We start from the raw sequence: 11,877 nt of genomic DNA, 5'->3' as shown, positions 1-11,877 counted from the left end.
CAGGGATCGCGGCGGACAACAGCCATGGACGGCACAGGGGAGAGCCAGGGCTGGCATCCCTCTATGGGTGTAAAAACAGAGAGAGCTATAGACAAAAAGATCATTAGCAATGGATGCGAATAGCTCTCAATAAAACATGATCTTGGTCCCGTTTATACCCCCATATGGGCTTATTTGAGATTTGTATGAACCCCTTCACAACTCTTGAATGGAGAGTCTTTTGAATCGCAATTTCTCATGTATAGATGCCAGCGCACCTCGGACGGTGCGCCCTTAAGATGGAGTTTATCAATGAGAAAAACATCACTAGCGTTGGCAATCACGGCCCTGCTCTCGGCCCTGCCTGTCACTTCGGTTCAGGCGACAGAGAGTTGTACCCCCCTCACCGGCAGAGAAGCCAACCTGGACACCGGCCGCACCAGCGCAGAACGCTGCCTGCCCGGCATCAACCCTCTGCAAGATCAACAGTGGCACCTGCTCAACAGCGGTCAGGATTCCTTCAGCGCCCGTGGCGGCGTAGCGGGCAATGACCTCAATCTCTGGTGGGCCCACCGCACCTCGGTGCTCGGCCAGGGGATCAACGTGGCCGTGGTAGACGATGGTCTGGCCATCGCCCACCCGGATCTGGCGGACAACGTTCGCCCCGGCTCCAAGAACGTGGTGACCGGCAGCAATGACCCGACCCCGACCGATCCGGACAGCGCCCACGGCACTTCCGTCTCCGGCATCATAGCCGCGGTGGACAACGCCATCGGCACCCGGGGGGTGGCCCCCCGTGCCCAGTTGCAGGGCTTCAACCTGCTCGACGACAACAGCCAGCAGTTACAGCAAGATTGGCTCTATGCCCTCGGCAGCAGCCAGGCAAGCAGTGACAACCGCGTCTTCAACCAGAGCTACGGCATGAGCCTGGTCGACCCGCAGGGGGCCAACGGGCTGGATCAGGTGCAACTCGATCGCCTGTTCGAGCAGATGACTCAGAAGGATCAAGGGGCGGCCTATATCAAGGCGGCGGGCAACGGCTTTAGCCGCATCGCCGCCGGCAACTATGTGCTCAACCGCACCGGTGGCGAGCTCAGATTGCCGTTTGAAAACAGCAACATCGATCCCTCCAACAGCAACTTCTGGAACCTGGTGGTCAGCGCCAGCAACGCGGACGGCGTGCGCTCCTCCTACTCCAGCGTCGGCAGCAACGTGTTCCTGACGGCCCCGGGCGGCGAGTACGGCACCGCCTCCCCTGCCATAGTGACCACCGACCTGCCCGGCTGCGACATGGGCTACAACCGGGTAGACGATCCCAGCACCAACCGGTTGCACGGCAACCCGGCGCTGGATGCCAGCTGCGACTACAACGGCACCATGAACGGCACCTCCTCGGCCACCCCGAACACAGCCGGCGCCATGGCACTCTTGATGTCGGCCTATCCGGATCTGTCGGTGCGGGATCTGCGGGATCTGCTGGCGCGCAATGCCACCCGCATCGACGCCAATCAGGCGGCGGTGCAACTGAGCTACAGGGCGGCCAACGGCCAGCAGCGCCAGGTGACCGGGCTGGAAGGCTGGGAGCGCAACGCCGCCGGGATCTGGTTCAACCCGACCTATGGCTTTGGCCTCATCGATGTGAACAAGACCCTGGCGAGCGCCGCCACTCACAATCCCCTGCCGCCGCTGGTCCAACTGCCGTGGCAGAAGGTGACGGTGCAGGATCGCGCCGCAGGCGCCATCCCGGATCTGGGCAGCGGCCCGACCACCTCCAGCACCCGGGTCGATCAGGCGCTGACCGTGGAAGCGGTGCAGGTGCTGGTCACCCTGGATCACCAGCGTCTGCCTGACTTGCTGATCGAGCTGGTCTCCCCGTCCGGCACCCGCAGCGTGCTGCTCAACCCCAACAACAGCCTGGTGGGGCAATCCCTCGACCGGCAGCAGCTGAGATACGTGCGCACCAAGGGGCTGCGCGACATGCGCATGCTCTCCCACAAGTTCTACGGGGAATCCGCCGAGGGTGAGTGGCAACTGGCGGTGACCGACGTCGCCAGCGGCACCCGTCAGGTCTCCTTGCTCAATCGCGGCACCAATGTGCGCAGCACCCTGACCGAGCGCAACAACAGCCAGCCGGGTCAACTGCTCAACTGGTCCCTCAAGGTGATCGGCCATGACGCAGCCCCTCTCTAACGTGCACAGGAGTCACAACATGAAACACAGCTTACTCAGCCTTGCCCTGGCAAGCCTGCTGGCCTCGGTCTCCGTGTCGGCCACGGCCGACGAATCCGTGGTGGTCGATGGCAAACAGTACCGCACCATAGAGGTGAACGGTCAGACCTACCTCACGCCGGATAACGGCAGCAAGAAGCGGGTCGCCCGCAGTCTGGATGGCAAGGCGGTACAACCCAGCCTGCGCAGCGGCGACGTCTTGTTGCAAGGGGTCGCAAGCCCTGAGCTCATCGTCAGCGGCACCCTGCTGGTGGCGGCCGAGGATGCCGAGGCGAAGGCGCTGGCAAGCCGCCACGGTCTGCGCTTCAAGCAGAGCAGCGGCGGCATCGCCCTGCTGGAGGCCAAGCCAGGCACGGATCTCAACGCCATCGCCAGTCAGCTGAAACAGGAGGGCATAGAGGTGCAGATAGAGCTGGGGGGCGCCCAGCAGCAGCCCAAGTGAGATAGCATCCGATCCCGCGGGATCACGTCAAAGGGGCCACTGGCCCCTTTTTCATGGTCGGCCGGTCGCCGATGGATGTGATGGGAGAAGACGCCAGGATCCTGGCAAGGGGAGATGGCCCGCATCCGGGCTCCCTCTGCCACGCCTCGCGCCCGGCTGGCAAGCGGGCGCGGTCAACGCCCACCAACCACCGCACAGAAGGGTGGCAGGATTGTTCCATCAAAGGCCGGTGGCGCGGTAGATGCGATCCTTGCCATCTTGCTTGGCGCGGTACAACGCCTGATCGATCAGCTCCATCAGCTCCTCCGGAGTGCGCCCCTCGGCCGCACCGATGCCGCCGCTGAAGGTCACCTTCATCGCATCATCCCGCCACTTCATCTCACCCACCCCCTGGCGCCACAGCGTCATCATCCATTCGGCCTCGGCCAGGGTGCAGTGTTCGAACAGGGCGACCAGCTCCTCGCCACCATAGCGGCACAGGGACGCCGCATTGGCCAGCCGCTCCTGCCCGAGCGAGGCGCAGCGGCGCAGCACCACATCACCGACGGCATGGCCATAGCCGTCATTGATGCTTTTGAAGTTGTCGAGATCCACCAGCGCCAGCACGAACGGCTTCCCCTCGCTGTGCAGTTGCCTGAGCCGTTCATCCAGGAAGCGACGATTGTAAAGACCGGTCAGCGCGTCCCGATTGGCCGCATCGTGCGACGCCTGCAAGCGATCGGAGACCAGATTCAGCTCCTCGTGCAGCTCCGCTATCTCCGGGAAATCGGGCAGGATCATCGTCGCCCTCTCCTGCGTCGAACTCAAACGCAGCAGGCGCACCATCTGGATAAGCCCCCCGATCAGCGCCGACAGCCGCAAGCGAAAGAGGATCGCCATCACGATGAACAGAGCGCTCGACAACAGCAGCAGCACCATGACGGCACCGCCCCCCACCAGGGCCACCGCGTCTCGCCTCGGCTGCGTCGTGATCGCCAGTATGTTCGAACGCCCCGGCAGGGCCTGATAAGCCACGTATTGGCCGATCTTGTCCGAGAAGAAGGTGCCGGATGCCCCCTCCAGCCGCGCTAACCAGGGATAGGCGACGACCTGCCCATTGAGCTCGGCCTGGGAGTGGACCAGGATCTGGCCGGTGGTTCGGTCAAACAGCAGGTGATTCAAGCCGTTGTCCCGGTAGAGCATGGTGCTGAGCCGCTGCGACCAGGCGGGCAGGTTGATGTCGAGGCTGATGACGCGATCCTTCACCCCGTCAAAGGGCTTGAGCCGATGGGAGACGGTCAGGGTATAGGCCCCGGTCAACCCGTCCTGATAGGCCCCGGTCCAGTTGAAACCGGACGTGCCGAGCGCCCCCTTGAACCAGGTGCGGCTCGTCGAGTCAAGCTTGCTGGCATCCCAGGCCAGATCCTGCTCCTCGTCGTTGGAAAAACTCTGCCCGCTCGAATCGGCGTAGTAGATCAGGTTCAACTGATTGCCGAGCGTCACCTTGCCATTCCAGAGGTTGCGACTGTAGGCCTTGGTCTCGTCGGAGAAGGTCAGGGGGCGCAGTTCGTCGGCGTTGACCTCGGTGGCCAGCACCTGCTCCACCTGCTCGAGGCTCTCCTCTTCGGCGATCGCGATGGCGTGGTTGAGAATGATCAACTTCTGCTCCACCGCGGCGCGGTGGTTAAAGATAGAGAGTGCAAATACACCGCCGATCCCCAGCAACATGGGCATGGCCAGTAACCAGAAATATTTGGTACTGAAAGCATATTTGGTCGTTGGACGGACGGTGTGAGACATGCAGGAGACCCTCGATATATCTCATGGTATGGCCCCGACCCGCTCGCGATGAAGCAGGCATCAGCCCGCCTTGTCCATATTGGCGACAAGGTTCAGTCAGGGAAATTCATTGATGCACAGCATCACGCCGATATGGATATCAGCCATCAATGCATTGTGATTCATCGCCATTGCTCCCTTTTTATAAGATGAGAGGTGCTGGCGTTTTATTTTCTGCATGTCCATATAAAAGCACGGTCGAATATTTTTAATATGTGTTTACCGCATTGCTTCGAACCGATGAGGTTATTCAGCTGTCACTGACTCGAGATGAGGCTGCGTGATAATTTTGCCCGCCAGTAAAAACCCTGCCCCTGCACATAACCATGTAACTTGACGAAAGCGAGGTGATGTTTATTTTCGATCCCCTCGAGGATCACATTGTCATGACCCCATGCCGCCGTGAGCCGGGTCATGGCGGTGTCATCGCACCGGGTGAAACTGCGCCAGAAGAATTGCTTATTGACCCTGATGCCATCGAACAAGGCTGATGACACATGGTCCATGGACAGCAAGGATTCGTCGGCATTGTTTATCCATAACTTGACCCCTGACTGTCTGAGCCTCGCCATATTGCTCAACGCCACATCAGAGATGCCCCCGGCGATATCCGCCATCTCGAAGGCCATGCTCAGTCCAAAACCCGATATCAACGCACTGAAATCGTCCCAAGAGATAAAACACTCCATCAACGTCAGGTCGACACTGAGAAACGCCGTGTGATAGAGGCCATTGTCGTTTTTATGCAGCGCCTGGAAGAACGCCAGTTGCTGTGTGAATAGCCATGTGGCGTAAGGAGTGGCCATGCTGTTGAAATCGGCTTTAGAGAAAACAGCCTTATGTTCTGAAAATGAAATAACTTCAACTGCCATAATATCCCCGGCATGGAGATGGGCGATGGGTTCAATCGTGTGCCGGATATAGTGAGAAGTTTCGGCGCTATGGCAAATGGTGATCGTCATCCGCTATTACCCCTCCTGAGTGGCGTGGATAGAATAGGGTGACAGCCACCAGGCAATGACAAAAAAAATAACTCGAACGAGTCACTCCCTCATCTCGGATATCCACCCCAAACATGGCCACCTCTTTACCAACCCATGCCATGACCCTGTCTGGCCCACCGACTTCTCCCCTTATGCGGCGCTATTATCAATTCGCTTGCTGTATCCAGACTGAATCATTTTATGCTCAAAAAATAAGGAAACAGGTGAAGGACCATAAAATCACACAGCCATTGCAAAGCAATAAAAACGTTATATAACAATGCGGTACAGGAAAACAACTGAGAGAAGGGGGGAGAATGAGCAAGATGAAAAAGTGGATTTTCAACATTCTTTGGAATTAAATCCTGAGCCATTGCACTTATCAACATCGAGGACAGCAATAAGAAAGCGCTTTCAAGACCAGTCTTTATTTCATGGCGAGGAGACAACCCATAAGAAGCCTGGCGTCTGACAGGTTCCCATAATTCTCCTTATTTCTTGATGTGATACTCAGATGTTATCGATAGCGGTGACGAAGGTTATTTCCATGGGAAACGGCGCCATTGGGGCGCCGATTTATCATGAGTGGATTGAACCAGCCCGAGATCAGCCAGCCTTGTGCCTCCTCCCCGGACAGCGCCAGGGGATAAAGCCCGGGCCATCGGACGGTTTCGCATACACTGACCCGAACGAGGTCGATATGCGGACGCTAGGTTAGCTTCGATGGGCGGATCCTGCCATGGCCTCAGTGCCAGTGGGCATGGCGCGACAGCTTCGCTCGCCAATGAAATCCCTGCCCCTGCATCAGCCCCTGGGCCCTGACAAAGGAGAGGTGGTGCCTGTTCTCGACGCCCTCGACGATGACGCTCTTGTTGCCCCAGACCGCGAAGGCATGCTCCATGAAGGCCGCGTCATTCCTGTTGAAGCATTGCCAGAAGAAGCGCTTGTTTATCTTGATGCCGCTGAAGGCGTGCAAGATATCGGCAGGCACCTTGTACAAGGCGTCATCGGCATTATTCAGCCAGAGCGTCACTCCCAGCTCCTTGAGCTGCAGGAGACGCTCCAGGGCCTGCGCTGACATGCCATCGACCAGGCTGGCCGTGTTGCAGCCGATGCTCAGCCGGAATTGGAGGATAAAGGGGACGAAGTCTTGCCATGACAACCAGTGCTCAAACAGGCTGGGGGGCACGTTGACAAAGGCCGCACGGTAGAGCTGGGGCTCGTGCAGGTTCAGTTTCTGAAAAAACTCCAGCTGTCGCGTCAGCAGCGAGACCATGGGGTACTGCTCGACATCGCCAAAGTACGACTGATCGAGCAGAGCCTTGCTCTCGGAGAATGAACAGACTTCAAATGACAGAATATGGCCGGCATCGAGCTCGACGATGGGTTCCAGGGCGTGCCTGATGACCCCTAACTGCGCCCTCTCCAGATGGTCAGTCATGGCTAACCTCGACGGTGAATCCCGAGCGGTAGGGGTAAAATATGTAGCCGGCTCTGGCGACCGTCACCAGACAACGGCAATCCTGATCCACCCTTCGCAAGAGCTTTCTGATATTGGACAATGCCACCGACACCGTATTTTCACACACAATCCGGCCATGCCAGACGCTGTTCAATATTTCATCCTTGGACACCAGATAACCGCTGTTGCTCACTAGGTATCGGAGGACACTGGCTTCTCTCGAGCCCATTCTTATTATTTGACTCTGCTGCGTACCGGCAAAATACAGAAAGGTAAAAGTACCATTCATCAGATCGACAACGATGCTTCTGTCCTTGTTTACCAAGTAAATTGCCGCTGCGCGTTCTTTGCGCTCTTTTATCATTTCAAATTCAAGCATAACCAGCCTCCGTGTTCACCGTAACCGACGATCCTGCATCCCCTCTGCGCTCCGTCATGACCGCCCAATCGTCGTGTTCAGGTTGAACAACGGTATTCTCACAGAAGTGGTGCGTGAATTGATGATAATAAAATAATTTATTCAAAAAATAATAAATTACATATATAACAGTAACATACGCAAGATCATTCGATTAATAGGACTCATGCGGGCGGAATTTAATCTCTTTAAAATGCATGAATTGCAATTTATAAAACTGCAAATTTTATTTTTGTTAAAAAAGATGATGGAGCTAACACTCAGCATCTGTGTCGGGTGAGTGCCCGCCCGGGTGATGTGGGACGAGATGGCCAGCTTGATGAGAATAATGCCAATATGCGGGATCTCACCCTGCTGGGCAGGGCTCTATTATCAGGGGATATGTCAGTACGGGATCCCTATCGCCAATATATCGGGCCAGTTCGGCCTTATTAATAAGAGGCCGACCATAGCCTCTATGGAGAATAAATTGGTTGGTATCCACCAGATGTCGCCTAAATAATAACCTGAATGGTTATTTAGGCAGCTCTCTAGTCCTGCTTCAATCCGATAAGATAATAGGATGAGGCGCCTGCTTCACATTACCGTCCATGGCGGTGCCATCACCCTATAGCCGCCCTCTCTTCGGGCACCACGCCATCAGCCTCACCACTTCCCCGGCCAATGGGATCGGGGTCACAACTTGCTCCTCTTGCTCCCAACGGCACATTTCTCGCTCCCCCGGGGCAATGCTGGCCTGCGCCAACTTGTTAACCTGCTCCTGGCCCATTTCATCCACACCCAAGGATGAGCCCGCCCTCTCTGCCCATGGTAAACCGCCACCAGAGCGGCCACCTCACCATCTGGCATAGATATCGTATTTTCCAATTTTTATTCAGACAGTTAGAGGAAGTCTTCATGCCTATTACCACAACAAAAATGAAAGCGGTTTCACTCTGCGTTAGCCTGGCCCTCGCCGGGATCCTGGTCGGCTGCAACCAGAACGACTCGGCTCCCCTAGTCAAAGACGATGCCTATTACCGTGGTCAGGCCGAGGCCATGGTGGCCAGACTGACCCTCGGCGAGAAGCTGGACCTGCTCTCCGGCCCCGGCTATGGCAGCGCCGACGGCGCCATCAACGTCAAGCAGGACGTTGCCGGGGTGGCGGGCTATATCAACGGGGTGCTGCGCAGCGCCGACGGCATCGACATTCCGGCCCTGAAACTGGCCGACGGGCCGGCGGGCCTGCGGATCAACGCCAACCGCGATGGCGACAGTGCCAGCTACCATGCCACCGCCTGGCCTATCGGCACCCTGCTGGCCTCCAGTTGGGACGTCAATCTGGTCAGATCCGTGGGAGCAGCCATGGGGGACGAGATGCGTCAGTACGGCGTCGACATCCTGCTGGCGCCGGGCATGAACATTCAGCGCAACCCGCTCAATGGCCGCAACTTCGAATACTACTCGGAAGATCCCCTGCTCACCGGCAAGATGGGCGCCGCCATCGTCAACGGGGTGGAGAGCAACGGGGTCGGCACCACCATCAAGCACTTCTTTGGTAACAACTCCGAGACCAACCGAAACCAGATCAACGACATCGGTGAGCCGAGAACCTTCCGCGAGATCTATCTGCGCGGTTTCCAGATAGCGGTGGACGAGTCACAACCCTGGGCGGTGATGACCTCTTACAACAAGGTCAACGGCACCTATGTGAACGAGCGCAAGGATACGGTGACCGAGGTGCTGCGCGGCGAGTGGCAGTTCGATGGGCTGGTGATGTCCGACTGGTTTGCCGGGGACGTGGCCAACAACGCCTACAAGCAGGTGTTGGCAGGACAGGATTTGATCGAGCCAGGCAACGTCAAGGAGCAGTTGCAGCAATCCATCGATAAGGGGGATCTCAGCGAGGCCAAGGTGACAGAGGCGGCCATCAATATCCTGACCCAGGTGATGAAGAGCCCTTCCTATAGCCAACTGCCCGTCGGCAACAGCCCGGATCTGGCCGCTCACGCCACGCTGGCCCGCCAGGCCGGGGCCGAGAGTATGGTGTTGCTGCGCAACGAAGCCAGCGCCCTGCCCCTTGCCGCGACCAGCAAGGTGGCCAGCTTTGGCATCAACCAGACCAACACCTACAAGGGCGGCACCGGCAGCGGGGATGTCAATGCCGCCAGCCTCACCACCATAGCCCAGGGGCTGGCCAGCCGTTTCCCGGTGAGCGAAGCACTGCAGGCTTACTACCGCGATTTTTATGAGAACAACAAGGTCTATCACGAGGGACAATTTGGCGCCAAGGGCTACTACACCTGCGCCGAGGCGGCCGTCAGCCCCGCGCTGACCAGCCTCATCACCGCCGCCGCCAGCGAACAGGAGGTCGCGGTAATCAGCCTGGGCCGTCAGGCCGGCGAGGGGGCCGACCGCAGCAGTGGCAAAGGTGACTACCTGCTCGGTGACGACGAGAGTGCCCTCATCGACGCGGTGAGCAGCGCCTTCCACGCCCAGGGCAAGAAAGTGGTGGTGGTGCTCAACGTCAACGGGGTGATCGATACCGCCCAGTGGAGCCACAAGGTGGACGCCATCCTGCTGGCCTACATGGCGGGCCAGGAGACAGGCCATGCGGTGGCGGACGTGCTCTCCGGCACGGTCAACCCGAGCGGCAAGCTGGCCCAGAGCTTCCCCGCGAGCTACGCCAGCGTACCCTCCTCGGGCAGCTTCCCGGGTGAGGACACCGACGGTGACGGCGAGCCGGACGATCTCTACTACAACGAGGGGATCTACGTGGGCTACCGCTACTACAGCACCTTCGAGCAGGCGGTCTCCTACCCCTTCGGCTTTGGCCTCTCCTACACCAGCTTCGGCTATGGCAGCCCGGCAGTTACCCAGAACACCCTGGTCAGCGGCGCGGCCGGCAGCCTGGTGTTGACAGCGACCATCACCAATACGGGTGCCGTCTCTGGCAAGGAGGCGGCCCAGGTCTATGTCAGCGCCCCCGAGGTCAAGCTGAAGAAACCGACCATAGAGCTCAAGGCGTTCGCCAAGACCAAGCAGCTCGCCCCTGGCGCCAGCGAGCAGCTGAGCTTCACCATTCCGGCCAGCCTCCTCGCCAGCTTCGACGAGGCCGGCAACCAGTGGATAGTGGAGCCGGGCAACTACAGTGCCTACATCAGCCCCTCCTCGGATGTGTCGGCCACGGTGCCAGTGACCTTCACGGTGAGCAAGGAGATAGTGGTAAGCCACACCACGGCGGGTGCGCTGGCCTTGCCAAGCGGGGTGGATGCCGCCACCGTGACCACGGTGACCAAATAACGGGGCGGGAGTGGGCGCCAGTGCCCACTCCCATGTTGTGGCCCCATCATCAGGGACCGGGATTGCCCCGGTCCCTTTTTATTGGCGGGAGTTGCGATAGACCAGCGGGGTCATATTGGCATTGGCCTTGAAGAAACGATTGAAGGCACTCTGGGAGGAGAAACCCACCAGATCGCTGATATTTTGCAGCGTCTGCTCCCCTTGCTCCAATAATCGGCAGGCCTCCGTCATCCTGACCTGTTTTAAAATGGTGGAGAAGCTGCCACCCTCCCCCTGCAATTTCCGGTTCAGGGTCCAGCGGCTGATATTCATGGTCGAGCAAACATCCTCTAGCACATTCTCATCGCTCTCCATCCCCCCCTCGCAAATTTTGTGACGGATCCGCTCCCCCACCTGATGGGTAAAGGGCACCCGCTCGGCTATCTCGGCGCAAATATGCTCAAGCTGGCCGATTTGCAAACGGCTAAGGGGCTCGTTGTAACAATCGCTGCGCCTATCCAGCAGGGTGTTGGCGAGAGTCAGGGTATTCGCCTCCTGCTCCCAGCGGCAGCGGGTGCCGAAGAAGTGATCCAGCTGACCGTGGTGGGCCGGTGGCTTGCCGATAAAGCCCAGCGACACCTCGATCGCGGGTTCATAGACGCGCAGGATCCGGTAGAGGATGACAAAGTTGGGGATGGCCTGACTCGCCCCCAGGATGGCAGGCCCTTGATTGATATACTCATATTGAGTGTGGAGCGCGCCCGTCTTTACCCGGAAATCGTCGCAGTTGCCGATGACGGTGCGATAGGCCAGCAGGGCCTCGATGGCCGCCCGGGGGGATGGCCGGTTCAGGCAGAGGCTGATGAGCGGCGGGTAGTGCCCATAGAGCTGGTCTATGTCATAGGAGAGGATCTCCTGGTGAAACCCGCTCAAATAGCCCTGCATCAGGCTCAGTGCGCGGTAATGGCTCTGGGCCAGGATCCGGCCCTGCGTCCGGTTGATATCGAATACTGTCAGACCGGCCGCCATCAATATGGCCTCCGAGTCTCCCCCTTGTTGTTGGCAGGCCGCCAACATTCTCCTGATCACCTGATTTGATACGCTCTGTGACATCCGCCTACCCTGGCAATATTGATGTGATTCATTGATGGCTAGCCCCAAAGAGGCGCTATTTCGTTCGCATGTGGGAATATATCCAGCCCCATCCGATCAGGGGCTTATTATGAAACGCCGGGCAGGCACGCCGATGTAACGGAGTGTAAAAGCACGCGCTGACACGCTTATT

General features: G+C 58.4%; 8 protein-coding genes. 3 read left to right on the top strand and 5 right to left on the bottom strand.

The genetic code is table 11. The annotated features are described in order from the left end of the window. Window positions 1–291 precede the first annotated feature (291 nt). Window positions 292–2,169: a serine protease Asp gene (gene asp / locus BN1124_RS07465; protein ID WP_042640510.1), complete on the top strand. Its 1,878-nt coding sequence runs from the start codon at window positions 292–294 to the stop codon at window positions 2,167–2,169. A gap of 19 nt (window positions 2,170–2,188) precedes the next feature. Next, window positions 2,189–2,650 carry a serine protease chaperone gene (locus BN1124_RS07460; RefSeq protein WP_042640508.1) on the top strand — a complete coding sequence of 154 codons (462 nt, stop codon included), beginning with the start codon at window positions 2,189–2,191 and terminating at the stop codon, window positions 2,648–2,650. A 219-nt stretch (window positions 2,651–2,869) separates the two neighbouring features. On the opposite strand, the gene BN1124_RS07455 is transcribed toward BN1124_RS07460, so the two are convergent. The 4 genes from BN1124_RS07455 to BN1124_RS07440 form a co-directional block, all read right to left on the bottom strand. After that, complete coding sequence (locus tag BN1124_RS07455) at window positions 2,870–4,363, bottom strand: sensor domain-containing diguanylate cyclase (RefSeq protein WP_048822936.1); 1,494 nt, start codon at window positions 4,361–4,363, stop codon at window positions 2,870–2,872. A gap of 362 nt (window positions 4,364–4,725) precedes the next feature. Continuing rightward, entirely contained in the window at window positions 4,726–5,430 is a 705-nt protein-coding gene (locus BN1124_RS07450; RefSeq protein ID WP_042640506.1) for an EAL domain-containing protein, read from the bottom strand. A gap of 766 nt (window positions 5,431–6,196) precedes the next feature. Then, complete coding sequence (locus BN1124_RS07445) at window positions 6,197–6,892, bottom strand: EAL domain-containing protein (protein ID WP_042640504.1); 696 nt, start codon at window positions 6,890–6,892, stop codon at window positions 6,197–6,199. Beyond that, window positions 6,885–7,292 carry a winged helix-turn-helix domain-containing protein gene (locus BN1124_RS07440; RefSeq protein ID WP_042640502.1) on the bottom strand — a complete coding sequence of 136 codons (408 nt, stop codon included), beginning with the start codon at window positions 7,290–7,292 and terminating at the stop codon, window positions 6,885–6,887. The genes BN1124_RS07445 and BN1124_RS07440 overlap by 8 nt, the downstream gene beginning before the upstream one ends. 936 nt (window positions 7,293–8,228) lie before the next feature. On the opposite strand from BN1124_RS07440, the gene BN1124_RS07430 reads away from it, so the two are divergent. Then, window positions 8,229–10,613, top strand: coding sequence for a beta-glucosidase family protein (locus BN1124_RS07430; protein ID WP_042640498.1), 2,385 nt, complete (start codon window positions 8,229–8,231; stop codon window positions 10,611–10,613). Between the two features lie 78 nt (window positions 10,614–10,691). Here BN1124_RS07430 and BN1124_RS07425 read toward each other — a convergent pair whose 3' ends face one another. Further along, on the bottom strand, window positions 10,692–11,669 hold the full coding sequence (locus BN1124_RS07425) for a helix-turn-helix transcriptional regulator (protein ID WP_042640496.1): 978 nt from the start codon (window positions 11,667–11,669) through the stop codon (window positions 10,692–10,694). Window positions 11,670–11,877 lie beyond the last annotated feature (208 nt).

The sequence above is a fragment of the Aeromonas eucrenophila genome, assembly GCF_000819865.1.
GTDB classification, from domain to species: Bacteria; Pseudomonadota; Gammaproteobacteria; order Enterobacterales; family Aeromonadaceae; genus Aeromonas; species Aeromonas eucrenophila.
The sequence above is the reverse complement of the archived record's forward strand: the minus strand, read 5'-3'. Positions and strand labels throughout refer to the sequence as shown.